This window comes from Sphingomonas arantia, assembly GCF_042682045.1.
GTDB classification, from domain to species: Bacteria; Pseudomonadota; Alphaproteobacteria; order Sphingomonadales; family Sphingomonadaceae; genus Sphingomonas_R; species Sphingomonas_R arantia.
Genome location: NZ_JBHUGS010000002.1, coordinates 1029996 through 1047966 on the forward strand (window position 1 = coordinate 1029996; position 17971 = coordinate 1047966).

At 67.6% G+C, this 17971-nt stretch carries 10 protein-coding genes; 7 read left to right on the plus strand and 3 right to left on the minus strand.

The genetic code is table 11. The features are described from left to right. Nucleotides 1–237 precede the first annotated feature (237 nt). Genes ACFSGX_RS10550 through ACFSGX_RS10560 form a run of 3 tightly spaced genes read left to right on the plus strand, consistent with a single transcriptional unit; the run spans nucleotide 238 to nucleotide 4732 of the window. Nucleotides 238–1716 (plus strand): TolC family protein, encoded by a 1479-nt coding sequence (locus ACFSGX_RS10550; protein ID WP_380929692.1) that lies wholly within the window; start codon nucleotides 238–240, stop codon nucleotides 1714–1716. Continuing rightward, nucleotides 1713–3440 carry a type I secretion system permease/ATPase gene (locus ACFSGX_RS10555; RefSeq protein WP_157175508.1) on the plus strand — a complete coding sequence of 576 codons (1728 nt, stop codon included), beginning with the start codon at nucleotides 1713–1715 and terminating at the stop codon, nucleotides 3438–3440. The genes ACFSGX_RS10550 and ACFSGX_RS10555 overlap by 4 nt, the downstream gene beginning before the upstream one ends. After that, on the plus strand, nucleotides 3437–4732 hold the full coding sequence (locus ACFSGX_RS10560; protein WP_380929694.1) for an HlyD family type I secretion periplasmic adaptor subunit: 1296 nt from the start codon (nucleotides 3437–3439) through the stop codon (nucleotides 4730–4732). Before ACFSGX_RS10555 ends, ACFSGX_RS10560 begins: the two co-directional genes overlap by 4 nt. 212 nt (nucleotides 4733–4944) lie before the next feature. Here ACFSGX_RS10560 and ACFSGX_RS10565 read toward each other — a convergent pair whose 3' ends face one another. From ACFSGX_RS10565 to ACFSGX_RS10575, 3 genes are all read right to left on the minus strand, one after another. Further along, nucleotides 4945–5775 (minus strand): hypothetical protein, encoded by an 831-nt coding sequence (locus ACFSGX_RS10565; RefSeq protein WP_380929695.1) that lies wholly within the window; start codon nucleotides 5773–5775, stop codon nucleotides 4945–4947. Nucleotides 5776–5964: 189 nt separating this feature from the next. After that, nucleotides 5965–11361 carry a Calx-beta domain-containing protein gene (locus ACFSGX_RS10570; protein WP_380929696.1) on the minus strand — a complete coding sequence of 1799 codons (5397 nt, stop codon included), beginning with the start codon at nucleotides 11359–11361 and terminating at the stop codon, nucleotides 5965–5967. Nucleotides 11362–11593: 232 nt separating this feature from the next. Continuing rightward, on the minus strand, nucleotides 11594–12715 hold the full coding sequence (locus tag ACFSGX_RS10575; RefSeq protein WP_380929698.1) for a calcium-binding protein: 1122 nt from the start codon (nucleotides 12713–12715) through the stop codon (nucleotides 11594–11596). 422 nt (nucleotides 12716–13137) lie between these two features. Here ACFSGX_RS10575 and ACFSGX_RS10580 point away from each other — a divergent pair, with 422 nt between their 5' ends. The 4 genes from ACFSGX_RS10580 (at nucleotide 13138) to kdpB (ending at nucleotide 17969) form a co-directional block, all read left to right on the plus strand. Beyond that, nucleotides 13138–13992 carry a TorF family putative porin gene (locus tag ACFSGX_RS10580; RefSeq protein WP_380929699.1) on the plus strand — a complete coding sequence of 285 codons (855 nt, stop codon included), beginning with the start codon at nucleotides 13138–13140 and terminating at the stop codon, nucleotides 13990–13992. A 108-nt stretch (nucleotides 13993–14100) separates the two neighbouring features. Beyond that, entirely contained in the window at nucleotides 14101–14190 is a 90-nt protein-coding gene (gene kdpF, locus ACFSGX_RS10585) for a K(+)-transporting ATPase subunit F (protein ID WP_022685962.1), read from the plus strand. A gap of 13 nt (nucleotides 14191–14203) precedes the next feature. Next, nucleotides 14204–15907, plus strand: a complete 1704-nt coding sequence (kdpA, locus tag ACFSGX_RS10590) for a potassium-transporting ATPase subunit KdpA (protein ID WP_380929701.1) — start codon at nucleotides 14204–14206, stop codon at nucleotides 15905–15907. Nucleotides 15908–15920: 13 nt separating this feature from the next. Beyond that, entirely contained in the window at nucleotides 15921–17969 is a 2049-nt protein-coding gene (kdpB, locus tag ACFSGX_RS10595; RefSeq protein ID WP_380929703.1) for a potassium-transporting ATPase subunit KdpB, read from the plus strand. The last annotated feature ends 2 nt before the right edge of the window (nucleotides 17970–17971 follow it).

A 17971-nucleotide genomic window follows, 5' to 3' on the forward strand; every position in this document is an offset into this window, starting at 1 on the left:
AATTCACGAAACGTATCTGCGATATTTTTGCTTCGCAAGCCCGCTAGGCGGATTTATTATTACCGGAAAGTTAATCGCAATTTGGACGCCGCGGGGCATGGTGGCGGACCGAATTTGGACTATGCAGTCATGGTGGATGACGGTGCGGACGGGACCCGGTAAGCGGGCCTGCACGCCGTTCGGTGGGCCGCGGACACGCGGTGGACGGTCGGTGCGGGATGGGCGAGGGCAATTGACTTGAACGTATCGAAAGTCCGGTCGGCCGGGGACGCACGGCGGCCCGTGTGCGCCGCATTGCTGCTGGTACTTGCCGGAACGGCGCTGTCGCCGGACCGCGCCCTGGCCGCCGTCCCGACGCCGCCCACCCCCGCCGCCACCGATCTGCCCGCGCCGGTCGGCGATCCGATGCGGATCGATCCGGCCGCCGATCCGGTGCTGGCGCTCGGCCGTACCAACGGCAGCGAGGACGTGTTCCGCACGATGATCGGCCGCGCCGTGCGCGAGGCACCGTCATCGGCGGAGGCGACCGCCGAACGCGACGCCGCGGTGGCCGCACGCGGTCAGGCGCGCGCCGGCCTGTTCCCCTATGTCGACGTGTCGGGCACCAGCTACCGCGCGATCGCGCGCAACTTCTCGAACGACATCAACAATATCGTCGAACGGTCGCGCGCCGCGGGCCGGACCGACACCACCGTCAACATTCAGCAGACCGTGCTCGATTTCGGCGCGACCTCGATCCGCATCGCCGCCGCCGGGGCCCGCCTCCGCGCCGCCGCCGCCGGCATCGACGCCTCGGCTGACCAGGTGGCGCTCGGCGCGATCGGCGCATGGTACGACGTGTTCGTCTACCGCGCGCTCGTCCGGCTCGGCGCCGCATTCGCACAATCGCAGCGCGACCTGCGCGTCGCGGTGGAACAGCGCGTCAAGGAAGGCGTCTCCGCCCCAGGCGACGTCGCCCGCGTCGAAAGCTATATCGCCAGCGCCGACGTCCGGCTCGCCGGCTATCGCCGGTCGCAGGCGAATGCCGAGGCGCGCTTTACCGAATTGCTGCGCGAACCCCCACCGGCCCAGCTGCCCCGCGCGCCGCTGCTCGATCGGACCGAATTGTCGCGCGACTATGTCGGTAAGGCGGCACTCTCCACGCCCACCGTCCGGCTCGTCACCGCGCAGGCCGACGCCGCGCGACAGGACGCCCGCGCCGCGCGTGCCGACACGCTGCCGGTCCTCACCGCCGGGGTCCAGGCCGGCCGCTACGGCGTGCTGGAAAACCCGGACGACTATGACGTCCGCGGCGTCATGACGATCCGCAAGCGCTTCTTCGGCGGCGTCGACGCCCGCGCCGACCAGGTCCGCGCGCAGGCAAACGTCGCCGAGGCCCGCGCCGCCCGCGCCCGGGAGGAAGCGGCCCGCGACGCGACGATCGCCTGGTCCGACGTCCAGGCGCTCGTCGATCAGGCGAAGGCGTTCCAGGAAAGCTACATCGCCGCCCGCCGGTCGCGCGACGTGCTGTTCGAACGGTTCCGCGTCTCGCGCGGTTCGCTGTTCGATGTACTGGGCGCGGAGGACTCGTTCTTCCTCACCGCGTCCGCCTATATCCAGGGGGTCGGCGAACTCGACGCCGCCCGCTATGTCCTGCTGTCGCGCACCGGCCGGCTGCTGGACGCGCTGGCCATCCCCCCCGCCCCTACTACCCCAGGTCGAGGAACACCGCGTTGAGCGAAGAGATCGTCATTGACGCGCCGAAGCCCCGGATCGCCGCCTGGCTGACCGAGCCGATGCGCCGCAACCGCGCGACCTATTTGAAGGTCGCGGCCGCCGCGGTCATGATCAACCTGTTCGGCCTCGTCACCTCGCTCTTCGCGATGACGGTGTATGACAGCGTGCTGCCCAACAACGCGACCGCCTCGCTCGTCGGCCTGTCGATCGGGCTCGGCATCGTGGTGCTGTTCGATTTCCTGTTGAAGACGCTGCGCGCGTACTTCGTCGACATCGCCGGCGCGGACATCGACCGCCGTGTCGGCACGTCGATCTTCAACCGCCTGCTGTCGATGCGGATGGACATGCGCAAGGGCTCGACTGGCTCGCTCGCCGGGCTGATGCGCGAGCTGGAAACGCTGCGCGATTTCTTCGCCTCGGCCACCATGACCGCGATCGTCGACGTGCCGTTCGTGCTGCTGACGCTCGCCGTCATCGCGCTGATCGGCGGCAAGGTCGTGCTTGTCCCGCTCGCGATGGTCCCGATCGTGCTGATCGCGGGGCTCCTCACCCGCCCCGCGATGGACCGGCTGTCCGCGCAATCGATGGGCGAGGGCCTGGCGAAACAGTCTGTACTGGTCGAGGCGATCGGTGGGCTTGAGACCGTGAAGTCGGTCCAGGCCGGCCCGCTGCTCACTAAGCGCTGGCGCCGCGCGATGGAAAGCCACGCGGACAGTTCGCTGCGCCAGCGGCTCGTAGGCGCGATCAGCGTCAACATCGCCACGTCGGGCCAGACGATCTCCTACGCCGGCGTCGTGATCGTCGGCGTCGCGATGATCGGTGCGCAGGAACTGACGATGGGCGGGCTCATCGCCTGCTCGATGCTCGCCGGCCGCGCGGTCGCCCCGCTGGCGCAGATCGCCAGCCTGCTCTCGCGCCTCACCTCCACCCAGGCCGCCTACCGCCAGCTCGACGGCATGATGCAGGCCCCGCGCGAAGGCGCCCAGTCGAACCCGCTGGTCCTCGCCAAGGTGAAGGGCGCGATCGAGTTCCGCCGGGTCACCTTCCGCTACCCCGGCGCCACCGCCAACGCGCTCGAGGATGTCAGCTTCTCGATCAAGCCGGGTGAGCGCGTCGCGATCCTCGGCCGCATCGGATCGGGCAAGTCGACCGTCGCACGGCTCATCCTTGGCCTCTATCCGCCCGCCGACGGGCTGGTGATGATGGACGGCACCGACCTGCGCCAGCTCGATATCGGCGCGATGCGCGCGCAGATGGGCGTGGCGCTTCAGGAAAGCGTGCTGCTGTCCGGCTCCGTCCGCGATAACATCACGCTCGGCCGCGACGGCGTCGACGATGAAGAGATGCTGCGCGCTGCGAACCTGACCGGCACGCACCAGTTCATGGGCCAGATCGCCAACGGCTACGACTTGCGCCTCAACGATCGCGGCGAAAGCCTGTCCGGCGGGCAGCGTCAGTCGATCGCAATCGCCCGTGCGCTCGCCGGTCGTCCACCCGTGCTGATCTTCGATGAGCCGACCAGCGCGATGGACACCCAGACCGAGAGCAGCCTGCTCGAACGGCTGCATGCCGAACTGACCGACCAGACACTCGTCGTCATCACGCACCGCCCGTCGCTGGTGAAGCTCGTGACGCGGCTGATCGTGATGGACGCCGGCAAGATCATCGCCGACGGGCCGCGTGACGAAGTCCTGAAGAAACTCCAGCCGAGGGCGGCAGCATGAGCAGTATGCATCTGGAGGATCTGGCCGACCAGGTCCGCCCCCGCGTCGTCTCCAGCGTCCTGCTCTGGACCATTCTCGCCTTCTTCGGCATCCTCATCCTGTGGGCGTGGTTCACGGTGCTCGACCGCTCGGTCAATGCCGAGGGGCGGATCGGCCCCACGTCGCAGCTCCAGGTCGTCTCGAACCTCGAAGGGGGCATCGTCAGCGCGATCCTCGTCCACACCGGCGAGATCGTTCGCGCGGGCGACCCGCTGATCCGGCTCGACCAGACCAGCACGACCGCCGAACTCGGCACCGGCCGCGCCACGGTCGGCGCGCTATCGGCCAAGCTCGCCCGGCTGACCGCCGAAATGTCCGGCACCACTCCGAACTTCGGCGCCGTGCAGGGCGACAGCGGCCAGATCGCCAGCGAACGCAGCCTTTACGCATCGCGCCAGGCCGATCTGGCGAACATGATCTCCGTCGGCCAGTCGCGCATCGTTCAGTCCGAACGCGCGGTGGCCGAGGCCCGCTCCGCGCTGGAGGCCCGCATCGCCGCCCGCGATTCGAAGCGCACCGAACTGGCGCTGATCCGCCCGCTGGTCGAACGCGGCATCGAACCGCGCATCACGCTGGTCCAGACCGAAAGCGCCGCCGCGATTGCCGCCAGCGAGGCGGCCGCCGCATCAGCGTCGCTCGCCCGCGCGCAATCCGCGGTGGCCGAGGCCCGCGCGACGCTCAGCCAGCAACGTCAGGACTGGCGGACGCGGACCAGCGACGAACTCGCTACCGCCCGCGGTGAACTCGGCACCCGGTCCGAAACCATGCCGCTGCTCGCCGATCGGCTGGCGCGCACCGTCATCCGCGCCCCCCGCGCCGGCCGCATCAACCGCGTGCTGGTCGCCACCGTCGGTGGCACTGTTCGCCCCGGCGATCCGCTTGTCGAACTCGTCCCCAGCGACGACACGCTCGTCGTCGAGGCGATGGTGAAGCCCAAGGACATCGCCTTCGTCCGCACCGGCCAGCGCGCGAAGGTCAAGATCACCGCCTATGACAGCGCGATCTACGGCTCGCTCGACGGCCGCGTCGTCACGATCTCGCCTGACGTCACGATCGACCAGCGCACCGGCGAAGGCCACTATATCGTCCGCGTCCGCACGGACCGCGACGCGCTGCGCGACAATGCCGGCCGCGCGCTGCCGATCGGCCCCGGCATGATCGCCGACGTCAGCCTGCTCGGCGACAAGCGTTCGGTCCTGTCCTACCTCCTCACCCCCTTTACCCGCCTCCGCCAGAACGCGTTTACGGAGTAAGAATACCGGTCGCGGTTCCCGTTGCCCCGGACTTGATCCGGGGCCCCGCTGCCTCCCGACGCCACATATTGAGCACAGACAGTCGGAACCACACCCACCGCTTCGCCCAAACACGCCAACGCCGTTCGGTTCGAGCCTGTCGAGAACCCTGCGCGGCGTTCCCGACAGGCTCGGACCAAACGGAACGGTGGTCACGCTCCAACCTGAACGGCTCAGTCCGGCAGCGCCTCCACCGGCACACCCCGATACCGGATCAGCAAAGGCACGGTCAGCGTCGCGGCGCATGAAATGCCATGTTCCCACAACCCGTCCTCGCCCCACGCATCGCCGTGGTCGCCGCACAGCAGGATCGTCGCATGCGCGAACCGCGCCAGCAGCGGCGCGATCTGCCGGTCGAGATATTCGCACGCCAGCCGCTGGCGATGCGCGCAGTCTGCACGGCGATCGACGGTCTGGAACGGCACGCACGGATTGTCGGCCGCCGCCCAGTCCGCGCCCTCGAAATGATAGGGCACATGCGTCTCGCCCAGGTTCAGGAACACGAACTGGTCCGCCGCAGTCGACGCCTCGATCTGCGCTTCGATCCAGGCGACCTGCTCACCGGCATGTTGCGAGAACTGGAACGACCCGAACCCCTGCCGCAACGTCCCCGACACCGCGGTCGCGGGATCGAACCAGCCCATCGCCGCCGATCCGATCGTGTCATAGCCCGCGTTGCGAAACCCATCCGGAATGTCCGCACCGTCCACCGCGAATCCCGGCTGGCTCAACCCGGGATGCCCCGCCGCCGCCAGTCTGAAGAGCCGGCCGAGCTTGGGATTCAGGAAGCGCTTCTTCAACGCCGCCACCCCCGGCGTGAACCCGACGAACATCGCCGCATGCGACCCATAGGTGAAATGCGACGGCGCCTGCGCCGCGTACAGCGCCGACACCGATTTCAACGCCGGTGCATCGGCCGCGGCAAAGCTGTCATACCGGCATGAATCGAGCGTGACGAACAACACGCTGCCATCGGAAATCGTCCGGAGGGTCCTGTCCTGCACCGCGCTACTCTCCCCTCACCGGGACATCAGCGCGCCGGGTTTGGAAAGCATAACGCTGTTCCACGCGACGCAGGAAGCGCCAATAACGAATCGGGGCGGCAACCGGCGCTTCCGCCGATCACCACCCCGCCCGAACCCGACCGCCGCCGTGGATATCCCACCGCGGTCACCCTTTTCAACGTGTCACCATCACCCGAAGACGATGTCGCTCTGCACGATCGCATTCTCGCCGGTGAAGGCGATCCGCATGTCGAACACGTCGTCGCCGCCGAGGTCCACGTTCAGGAAGGTCATGCCGTCGCTGTTCGTGATCTCGAACACCGACTGCATGTTGGCGAGGCCGGTCAGGTCGACGGTGTCGAACCCGGACTGGAAATCGCCGACGATGTCGTACGCCGCGATCGTGGAGTCCGCCGCGATGACGAAGCGGAAGCTGTCCGCCCCGGCCCCGCCGAACAGGATGTCGCTGCCCACGCCACCCTGAAGCATGTCCGACCCGTCGTCGCCCGACAGCGTATCGTCGTCGCGGCCGCCGTACAGCGAGTCATCGCCCAGCCCGCCGAACAGACGATCGGCATCCTGGTTGCCATACAACATGTCGTTGCCCTCACCACCGTTCAGCGTGTCGACGCCGAACCCACCGGTCAGCATGTCGTCGCCGGCCAGCCCGGTCAGCGTGTTCGCGCCGCCGTCACCGGTCAGCACGTCGCCATAGGTGCTGCCGATCAGCCCCTCGAACCCGACCAGCGTGTCGCTGCCGATCCCGGTGCTCTGCGCCCCGTTCTGCAACAGCAGAGAGACGGTCACGCCCTGCGTGGCGTTGGCATAAGCCGCGCTGTCGATCCCGTCGCCACCGGTCAGCGTGTTCGTGCCGCGGCCGCCTTCCAGCATGTCGTCGCCCGTGCCGCCGGTCAGCGTGTCGTCGCCCTGGCCGCCGAACAGCATGTCGGCCCCGTCGCCGCCGTCGATCGTATCGGCATCCTGATTGCCGTACAGCACGTCGTCGCCGCCACCACCGACGATCGTGTCGGCCCCCAGCCCGCCGCTGATGCGATTGGCGAACTGGTCACCGGTCAGCGTATCGGCGAAGTTGCTGCCCAGCAGGTTCTCGATCGACACGAGCGTATCGCTGCCCGCGCCGCCGGTATCCTGCGTGCCGACGACGCGCAGGTCGACCGTCACCGGCCCCGCCGCGTTGAAGTAGGTCGCGGTGTCGGTGCCCTCGCCACCGTCGATGACGTCGTCACCGCGGCCGCCTTCCAGGGTGTCGTCGCCTTCGCCGCCCGACAGGTTGTCATTGTCCTGCCCGCCGTACAGCGTGTCGTCGCCGGCCCCACCGGCCAGGACGTCGGCGCCCTGGTTGCCGAACAGCGTGTCGTTGCCCTCGCCGCCCGACAGATTGTCGTTCCCGGCCAGGCCGGTCAGCGTGTCGTTCCCGGCCAGACCCTGCAACGTGTCGTTGCCGATCGTCCCGGTCAGCTGGTCGTCGCCAGCAGTCCCCGGCACGCGCGGGATCGCCAGCACGGCCACGACCTGGTCATGGTCGGTCGCGCGGCCCACCGAGTCCGGCTGCTCCGCATTGTAATGGACGACGTCGAACGCCGCGCCGTTGGCCAGGCCACCGGTGACCAGGATGTTGTCGAACGCCTGGACATTGCCCTCGAACAGGTAGGAATAACGCTCCTCGGTCGGCAGCGTGTCGTACAGGTTGGTCAGCACCCCGCCGGCGGTCAGCGCCTGCTGGCCGTCCTCATAATAATAGCCGTTGAAGTCGCCCAGCACCGCGATGTTGAGCGCCGGGTTCGCCGCAAGCAGACCGTCGACATAGGTCCGCAGCTGCGTGTTCTGCGCGGTGCGCGCACCGTCACCGGCCTGGGCCGGCGGCTGCGTGTCGCCGAACAGCGCGTCCGACCCGCCGCGCGACGTGAAGTGGACGTTGATCGCCGTCACGGTCTGACCATTGAACGAGAAGTCGGCCGCCAGCGGCGAACGCGTCCCCGCATAGGCCGACCCGGGCACCGCAACCGCGCTGTCGGCGATGTAGCTGACCCGGTCGGTGTTGTAGAGGAAGCCGTTGCGGATGTTGCCACCCGGCTCGCCACCGGTCGAATTCGCCGTCGTCGGCGCAACCTCGACATAGCCATAGTTGCCGCCGCCGGCCGCCGCGATCGCGTCGATCAGCAGCTGGGCCGTCGCCGCACCGGACAGGTCGGATCCGTTGCCGGCGCCGTCCGCATCCTGGATTTCCTGCAGGCCGATGATGTCCGGTGCCTGAAGCGCGTAGACGATCTCCTCGGCGATCAGTGTGAACTTCGCCGCACCGTCGGTCGGGTCGAGATTTTCGACGTTGAAGCTGGCGATCGACACATGGTCCGCGCTGCCGACCAGTTCGGTCGTCTCACGCTCGGGTAGCGCCACGTCGTTCACGACGGTCACCGCCTCGGTGACGAGCACCTCATAAGTCGAGAAGGCATAGTTCATGATGCCGGTGACGCTGCCCAGCTGGTCGCCCTGGGTGTGCGCCGGTGCGTAACCGGCGAACAGGTCCGTGTCGGCGTCGATCTGGAGACGCTCGGGATTGTCGTCGCCTTCCGACAGCGTGATGCCACCGCGCTCGTTCAGCCCGGTCGCGCCTTCGCCGTTCGATGCCACGACGAACGTCTCGCCGAACTCGTTGGTCGCCGCGACGACCTGCGGACGGTCGACCGTCACGCGCATGCCCTCCATGCTCTCGTAAAAGTCGATCCCGTCCAGGTCCGGATCGAACGAGGTCAGGTTGTCGTCGTCGATCACTTCCGACGGCGCCAGCCGCCCGCCGATGCCGATCAGCACCGCTTCGGGCAGGGCATTGTTCTGCGACACGACTTCGATCGTGGTCGGCGTCGTGATCTCGGTCACGCTCAGCGAGCCCGCGCCCGCAACATATTCCGTAACCGTGCCGGTGACGTTCAGCAGGTCGCCGATCGCGACGGTCGGCCGCGTGCTGGTGAACACCAGCACCGCATCCGACGTGTCGTTGTCGCCGTCGCCGGTCGCGGTCTGGATGTAGAAGCCGTTATTGTCGACGGCGGTCACGATGCCGCTCGTCGTGATGACCTGGCCGGCATATTCCGACCGGTGGCCGGCACCCTGGATGTCGTAGATTTCCAGGTTCAGCGGGTCGTCATTGACGATCGTGCCGACCGCCGTGTCGTCCGCGATGCTGATGTTGCCGACCGGGTTGGTCAGCTGCACGGTCAGCGTCTCGTTCAACTCGCCGATCACGTCACCGTTCACGTCGATCACGATCCGCTGCGACGACACGCCCTCGGCAAAGTTCACCGTGCCGGTCAGCGCGGTGTTCGCGCCGATGTCGTTCCCGTCGATCCCGCCGGCGGTCAGGTTGATCGCATAGTCGACCGAGGCCGCCGTGGCGCTGCCGCCCGCGCGGGTGACCGTGAACACCAGCTGCGACGTGCCGCTATTGCCCTCGACCACGCTCGTATCGCCGATCCGCACGACGCCCGCTGCGTTGGCGGACAGGAAGTTCTGACCCGTGTTGATCGCGCCGAACGTATTCTGCTGGGCATTCACCCAGGTGAAGTCGCTCGCATTGGCGCCGTCACCGGCCAGCTGCAGCGAGAAACCGTCCGCGACGCCTTCTTCGGCCACGCCGATATCGGTGCTGGTCAGGCCCGCCGCGGCACCCGCCGTCGCGGTGAACGTGCCTTCGTAGGACAGGAACTGCACCACCTGCGCACCAGGTGCGACCAGCGCGATTGCGTCGGGCGACCCGTTCTGGATGCCGGCGACCGCAAAAGATAGCGTGCCGTAACCATCGTCCTGATTGGCGATCACGCCGCTCAGCGCTTGCGTCGCATACACGCCGCCGCCATTGCCGTTGTAGAACACCAGCGACCAGCCGGTCAGGTCGGTGCCCGCGAGACCCGCGACCTCGACAGCCTCGCCCGCGTCGGTGCCGGCGTCGTCATAATGGATTTCGTTGATGAACACGCTTGGCGTGTCGTCGTTGCGGATCGTGCCGGTCGCGCTGGCGTCGGTCAGCGTCACGCCGACCGGATCGGACAGCGTCACGCCGAACGTCTCGTCGCCTTCGAAGCGAACATCGCCGGCAACCTGCACGACGATCGTCGCGGTCGTCGCGCCATCGGCGAAGTCGACCGTGCCGGTGAGCGCCTGCGTCGCCAGATCGTCGGCCGCCGCGGTCCCGTTCAGCTGGATCGTGTAGTTCGCCGAACCCACGCCCGTGCTGCCCCCGTCGCGCGTGACGGTGAAGGTCAGCGCGGTGCTGCCGCTCGCCCCTTCGAAGGCCGCCGCGTCGGCGATCGACAGCGTGCCGGCCGAACCCGCAACGTCGTCGTTCGTGATCGTGCCGGTCGCGCTGCCGTCCGCGATCGTCGCGCCGACGGTCGAAGTGGTCAGCGTCACGCCGAACGTCTCGTCGCCCTCGACCAGCACGTCGCCGTTCAGCAGGACCGTGATGGTCTGGCTGGTCTGGCCGTCCGCGAACACCACGGTGCCGCCGGTCGCGTCCAGATCGGCCGCGTCCGCGGTGCCGTTCAGGTCGATGGCATAGGCCAGTTCGACGGTGCCGGTGCTGCTGTCCGTCCGCGTGACCGTGAAGGTCAGCTGCGTCGTGCCGGCATTGCCCTCGGCCACCGCGGCGTCCGCGATCGCGAAGGTGCCGACCGCCGGTGCAGCATCGTCGTTCAGGATCGTGCCGGTCGCGGTCGCGTCGCCGATCGTGCCGATGCTGGCGTCGGACAGCGTGACGGTGAACGTCTCGTCCTGTTCGAACACGGTGTCGCCGTTCGCCGCGACCGTGATCCGCGCCTCGGTCTGGCCGTCCGCGAACGTCACCTGGCCGGTCAGCGCGCCGGACAGGTCGTCCGCGCCCGCGGTCCCGGTGGCGACCGTGTAGGTCAGCGTCGCCGCACCCGTGCTGCCGCCGGTGCGCTGCACGACGAATTCGATGGCGGTCGTGCCGGCATTGCCCTCTGCCGCCTGCACGTCGCCGATCGCGAAGCTGCCCGCCTCACCCGCGGCGGTCACCGTGAAGCCGGCGGGATAGGTCACGCCGGCCGTGTCGTTCTGCGTCCAGAGCGTCTCGTCGGCGATGTTCGCCAGGATCTCCGCACGCGTGCCGCCGAGCGGTCCGGTATAGGCGGCATTGTCGGCGCCGAACGCCAGCGCGGTTTCGCCAAACGTCAGACCGGTCGGCACGGCGGAGGTGTTGGAATTGCCCGCGTCGGCTGCATAGGCCGCGTTGCCGTCCGCGAAATCGACGGCATACAGCAACGTCGGCTCGGTAGCGGACCCGGTATAGGCGATGATCTGGTCACCGCTGGTCGATGGGTTGAAGGTGCCGGTGACGTTGACCGTTACGACCGTCCCGATCGCAGTGCCGGCCGGCACGACATAGCTCGACGTGCCTTCGCCCCCGCGGAAGCCACCGGCCGCCAGCCAGCCATTGTCGGTGAAATTGATCGTCTGCCCGGACAGGTCCGCCAGGATCACGAACGAGAAGGATTTGACCCCCGTATCCGCACCATAACCAACGATCGCGATATCACCGACTTGCGCCATGCCCAGTTTTCCTCACCTGCGCCGGACCCTGAAATATCGGACGCACGAAGGCGGCATGCCTCCGTGCGTCCTGTCCGGTCCGAACTATGGTGAATACCCCTGTCAGCGCCGTGCAACAGTTTCATGACAACGCCGTAATGTCGCGGTCGGGGCGTGAATCCCAAAATGGGGCAGTTTTCATAAGGTTAGGACAGGCACCGGCGGGCAGCGGCACCTGTCCCGATCCGGGCCGTTACCCCCAGAACACGTCGCTGGCGACGACGGAGTCGATCCCCGCCACCATGATCTCCATGTCGGCGACACCATCGCCCAGCAGGTCGACCGAAATCAGGCTGTTCCCGCCGATATTCTCGATCGACAGCGTATCGAACGCGCTCATGCGCAGCATGGACAGGTCGATCCGGTCGCTGCCGCTCACGAAATCGAGGATCATGTCGCCGGCCCCGACCTCGGAATCCGCCGCCTGCATGAACCGGAAATTGTCCGCGCCCAGGCCACCGGTCGTGACGTCGGCGCCCAGTCCGCCCTGGATCAGGTCGTTGCCGCCGCCGCCGTCGAGCGTATCCTCGGACTGGCCGCCGAACAGCGAGTCGGCGCCTTCGCCACCAGACAGCGTGTCGCGACCGAGGTTACCGAACACCGTGTCGTTGCCATCGCCGCCGAACAGCGCGTCGATGCCGTCGCCGCCGTTCAGCGTGTCGTCGCCCGCGGCGCCGAACAGCAGGTCGTTGCCGGCCTGACCGAACAGATTGTCCGCACCTTCGCCGCCGTCCAGCCGGTTATCGTACCGGTCGCCGACCAGCGTGTCGGCGAACCGCGTGCCGACCAGGTTCTCGAACCCGAGGAGCAGGTCGGACCCGGCCGCACCGGTATTCTGGAACTCACCCTGCAGTTCCAGGCTGACCACCACGCCGCTGCCGACAGTGGCCGTCGAATAGCCGGCCGTATCGCCGCTGCCGTCGATCAGGCCCAGCACGCCACCGCCGTCGAGCGTATCGTTGCCGAGGCCGCCCTCGATCGTGTCGGACCCGAGCCCGCCGCTGATGATGTCGTCGCCCTGCCCGCCGAACAACAGGTCCGATCCGCTGCCGCCGTCGAGGAAATCGTTGCCGATATTGCCGTACAGCGTGTCGTTGCCGCTGCCGCCGTTGATCGTGTCGTTGCCGCCGTTGCCGGTGATCCGGTCGTTGCCGCCCAGACCGGAGATCAGTTCCCCGTCCGCGCCGCCGACGATGGTGTCGTTCCCTTCGGTGCCGAAGATCGGCAGCGTGATGAGGGCCGCTTCCGCCACCGGGGCGACCGCGGAAATGTTCGAGTTCAGGCTGATGCCAAATTGGGAACGCGTAACTTTCACAACCATCTCTCCTGGTTCCGGGCACGCCAGTTCTGCCGCGCCAACAGATGCACAATCTGGACAAATCGTCTTAACGAAGTCAACAAAACCGGCGTCGCAATAGTGTCGGCTACACTATACCTTCGTCTCTTTTAGATGGGTAACACATCATTAACCGATCTCGCTAAGTCTGTTCCGTGACCATTTGATTTCCATGGAGCGTATCGCGCTCGATGGCCTACTTGCAGAACTAGCCTGAGCGAGGACCGCTTGGGCCGATCGGCCTCCGAAAGCGGATCGGACAACCGGCAAAATCCGCAATTCATATGCAATCGCTATGCGGCGCGTCGGAATCGATCTCGATTTGCAACGCGGCGCCGCCCTAATTGCGCGTCCTTGAGGCGCCGCGAATATTCTGCGGCCGCCATCGGCAGGGGCCACGCATGACGTTTTCCAAATCGCTTATCGCCGTCGCATTCATCACCATTCCGGCCATCGCGCAGGCCCAGTCCGGCGAGTCGGTCGCCGCCACGCCCGCGATCGTCGTCAGCGGCTCCGCCGGCCTCGTCTCCGACTACCGGTTCCGCGGCGTGTCGCAGTCCGACCGCGAGATGGCGGTCCAGGCCGGCCTGACCGTCACGCACGACAGCGGGCTCTACGTCGGCACCTGGGGGTCCAACCTCGCCGGCTGGGGCACGTTCGGCGGTGCCAACATGGAACTCGACCTGATCGGCGGCTACAAGGCGAAGCTGGCCGACAACGCCACGATCGACGTCGGCCTGACCTGGTACATGTACCCCGGCGGCGCGGACAAGACCGACTTCGCGGAACCCTATGCCAAGCTGACCGGCACCGCCGGCCCCGCCACGCTGACCGCCGGTGCAGCCTATGCGCCGAAGCAGCAGGCGATCGGCAAATGGTACGCGACGGGCTCGGACGCAGCGGCGGGCGTCTACACCAGCCCGGGCGACAAGGACGACAATCTCTACCTGTGGGGCGACGGCGCGGTCGCGGTCGTCGGCACGCCGATTACCGCGAAGGCGCATGTCGGTCATAGCTGGGGCCAGAACGGCCTCGGCCCGAACGCCACCGCCGTCGCCCCGACCGGCGAGTATTGGGACTGGTCGCTCGGTGCCGACGCGACCTGGCGGAACCTGACCTTCAACGTCTCCTACGTCGACACCGATATTTCGACGTCGGAGTCCCGCTACCTGCGGCCCAGCTTCAGCAAGGGTCAGGACGGCACCGGCTCGATCGCCGGCGGCACCGTCCTTGTCTCGCTGACCGCCGCGTTCTGAGGAGATCGACCCATGGACGACCTGCTGTGGATCCTCGTCATGGTCGGGCTGGTGGCGGCGACGCTCGCCTACGCCCGGCTATGCGACAATGCGTGAGGCAATGACGCGATGACACTCGACCTCTGGCTGGCGGCACTGACCGCGCTCGGCCTGCTCATCTACCTTGTGGCGGTCCTGATCCGCCCCGAACGCTTCTGAAGGAGGCGGCATCATGACATTCCAGGGCTGGATCCTGATCCTCGGCTTCGTCGCCATCCTGCTCGCGCTGACCAGACCGGTCGGCGCCTGGCTGTTCGCATTGTACGAGGGGCGCCGCACGCCGCTCCACCTCGTCCTCGGCCCCGTCGAGCGCGGCTTCTACAAACTGTCCGGCATCGATCCGCAGGCCGAACAGGGCTGGCGGCGCTACGCGCTCCACATGCTGCTGTTCAACGTGACGCTCATGGCGTTCACCTACGCGGTGCTGCGCCTGCAAGGCGTGCTGCCCGCTAACCCCCAAGGGCTGGCGGGGCTCTCCCCGCACCTCGCGTTCAACACCGCGGTCAGCTTCACCACCAACACCAACTGGCAGAGCTATGGCGGGGAATCGACGATGTCGAACCTCAGCCAGATGCTCGGCCTGACGATCCACAACTTCCTCAGCGCCGCGACCGGCATCGCGCTGGCGTTCGCGCTGTTCCGCGGGTTCGCGCGGCGTGAGTCCGCCTCGATCGGCAATTTCTGGGCCGACATGACGCGCGTCACGCTCTACGTCCTGCTCCCGATCTCGGTCGTCTACGCGATCTTCCTCATCGCCAGCGGCGTGCCGCAGACGATGGCCGGCGTCGTCGACGTCCAGACGCTGGAGGGTGCCCGCCAGTCGATCCTGCTCGGCCCCGTCGCCAGCCAGGAAGCGATCAAGATGCTCGGCACCAACGGTGGCGGCTTCTTCAACGCCAACTCCGCGCACCCGTTCGAAAACCCGACCGCACTCACCAACCTGGTCCAGATGCTGTCGATCTTCGTCCTGGGCTTCGGCCTGACCTGGACGTTCGGCGAGGCGGTCGGCAACACTCGTCAGGGCTGGGCCATCCTGTCCGCGATGATCATCCTGTTCCTCGCCGGCGTCTTCGTCACCTACTCGCAGGAAGCGGCCGGCAACCCGGTCCTCCACCACCTCGGCGTGGCGGGCAGCAACATGGAGGGCAAGGAAGTCCGGTTCGGCGCCGCCGCCTCCGCCCTGTTCGCGGTCGTCACCACCGCGGCCTCCTGCGGCGCGGTCAACGCGATGCACGACAGCTTCACCGCACTCGGCGGCATGATCCCGCTGTTCAACATCCAGCTGGGCGAGGTCGTGATCGGCGGCGTCGGCGCGGGCATCTACGGCTTCCTGCTCTTCGCCATCCTGGCGGTGTTCGTCGCCGGGCTGATGGTCGGCCGCACGCCGGAATATGTTGGCAAGAAGATCGAGAGCCGCGAGGTGAAGCTCGCCGTGCTGGCCATCGCCGTCCTGCCGCTGATGATCCTCGGCCTGACATCGCTGTCCGCGGTGCTGCAGGCCGGTCTCGCCGGGCCGCTGAACAAGGGTCCGCACGGCTTTTCGGAGATCCTCTACGCGTTCACCAGCGCGGTCGGGAACAACGGTTCGGCGTTCGCGGGTCTCACCGCCAACACGCCTTACTATAACGGCCTGCTTGGGCTCGCGATGTGGTTCGGCCGCTTCTTCGTCATCGTGCCGATGCTCGCCATCGCGGGGAGTCTCGCGGCCAAGCGGCATGTTCCGGAAAGCGCCGGTTCCTTCCCGACCACCGACGGCCTGTGGGTGGGCCTGCTCGTCGGGATCATCCTGATCCTGGGCGGCCTCACCTTCCTGCCGAGCCTCGCGCTCGGTCCCATCGCCGATCATCTTGCGATGATCCGCGGCACTCTGTCCTGACGGAAGCGCCATCATGGCCCACACGACACAAAGATCGCAGTCCAAGAGCCTGTTCACCGCGGACCTCATGGTGCCGGCGATCAAGGCGTCCTTCACCAAGCTCGCCCCCGCGCAACTGATCCGCAACCCGGTGATGTTCGTCACCGCCACGGTCGCCGCACTGATGACCGTCCTGCTCGTCGTCGGGCAGGACGGGCTGACCACCGGGTTCAAGCTGCAACTCGTCATCTGGCTCTGGCTGACCGTGCTGTTCGGCACGTTCGCCGAGGCGCTGGCGGAGGGCCGCGGCAAGGCGCAGGCCGCCTCGCTGCGCGCGACCAAGGCGGACCTGATCGCCAAGCGGCTGAAGGGCACCGGCCGCGACTATGACGACGTGCCCGCCAGCGCACTCAAGGTCGGCGACGTGGTGCTGGTCGAAACCAACGACCTGATCCCGTCGGACGGCGAGGTCGTGTCCGGCGTCGCCTCCGTCAACGAAGCGGCGATCACCGGCGAAAGCGCGCCGGTGATCCGCGAGGCGGGCGGCGACCGTTCCGCCGTCACCGCCGGCACGCGCGTCATCTCCGACGAGATCCGCGTCAAGGTGACCGTCGAACCCGGCAAGGGCTTCCTCGACCGCATGATCGCGCTGGTCGAAGGCGCCGAGCGTCAAAAGACCCCGAACGAGATCGCGCTCACCCTGCTGCTCGTCGGGCTGACCATCATCTTCCTGATCGCGGTCGCCACAATCCCGGGCTTCGCCAGCTATGCCGGCGGCTCGATCCCGGTCGCGATCCTCGCTGCGCTGCTCATCACGCTGATCCCGACCACCATCGCGGCGTTGCTCTCCGCGATCGGCATCGCCGGCATGGACCGTCTCGTCCGCTTCAACGTCCTCGCCAAGTCCGGCCGCGCGGTCGAGGCCGCGGGCGACATCGACGTCCTGCTGCTCGACAAGACCGGCACGATCACGATCGGCGACCGCCAGGCGAGCGAATTTCGCGCCGTCGGCGGCACCAGCGACGCGGAGATGGCGGAGGCCGCGCTGATCGTCAGCTTGGCCGATGAAACGCCGGAAGGCCGCTCGGTCGTCGTCCTGGCGCGCGAGAAGTTCGGCATCCGCACGACCGACCTGCCCGCCGGGGCGGAAGTCATCCCGTTCACCGCGCAGACCCGCATCTCCGGCGTTCGCACCGCCGACATGCTGCTCCAGAAGGGTGCGGTGGAATCGATCCTGAAGGCCAATCCTGGCGTCGGCCAGACCGCGGCGGCGACCGAACTGCGCCGCATCACGGACGAGATCGCCCGCGCCGGCGGCACGCCCCTCGCGGTCGCCAAGGACGGCCGCCTGCTCGGCGCGATCTTCCTGAAGGACGTCGTGAAGGCCGGCATCCGCGAACGGTTCGGCGAACTGCGCGCGATGGGCATCCGCACGGTGATGATCACCGGCGACAACCCGCTCACCGCCGCCGCGATCGCGGCCGAGGCCGGCGTCGACGACTTCCTCGCGCAGGCGAGCCCCGAGGACAAGCTGGCGCTGATCCGCAAGGAACAGGCCGGCGGCAAGCTCGTCGCGATGTGCGGCGACGGCACCAACGATGCACCCGCGCTGGCCCAGGCCGACGTCGGCGTCGCGATGAACACCGGCACGCAGGCCGCGCGCGAGGCGGGCAACATGGTCGATCTCGACAGCGATCCGACCAAGCTGATCGAGGTCGTCGGCCTGGGCAAGCAGCTGCTCATGACCCGCGGCGCGCTCACCACCTTCTCGGTCGCCAACGACGTCGCGAAATATTTCGCGATCATCCCGGCGATGTTCGTGGTGCTCTATCCGGGGCTGGGCGTGCTGAACGTCATGCGGCTGGGTTCGCCCGAAAGTGCGATCCTGTCGGCAATCATCTTCAACGCGATCATCATCCCGATGCTCGTCCCGCTCGCGCTGCGCGGCGTGAAGTACACGCCGATGGGCGCCGGGCCGCTGCTCGCCCGCAATCTCGCAATCTACGGGCTCGGCGGCCTCGTCGCCCCGTTCGTCGGCATCAAGGTCATCGACCTGCTCGTCGGCACCCTCGGCCTCGCATAAGG

What these genes read in the sequence shown, in the direction of transcription:
- ACFSGX_RS10560 (WP_380929694.1), top strand. Translation starts at nt 3,437, where the DNA reads ATGAGCAGTATGCATCTGGAGGATCTGGCCGACCAGGTCCGCCCCCGC.
- kdpB (WP_380929703.1), top strand. Translation starts at nt 15,921, where the DNA reads ATGGCCCACACGACACAAAGATCGCAGTCCAAGAGCCTGTTCACCGCG.
- kdpF (WP_022685962.1), top strand. Translation starts at nt 14,101, where the DNA reads ATGACACTCGACCTCTGGCTGGCGGCACTGACCGCGCTCGGCCTGCTC.
- ACFSGX_RS10580 (WP_380929699.1), top strand. Translation starts at nt 13,138, where the DNA reads ATGACGTTTTCCAAATCGCTTATCGCCGTCGCATTCATCACCATTCCG.
- ACFSGX_RS10570 (WP_380929696.1), bottom strand. Translation starts at nt 11,361, where the DNA reads ATGGCGCAAGTCGGTGATATCGCGATCGTTGGTTATGGTGCGGATACG.
- kdpA (WP_380929701.1), top strand. Translation starts at nt 14,204, where the DNA reads ATGACATTCCAGGGCTGGATCCTGATCCTCGGCTTCGTCGCCATCCTG.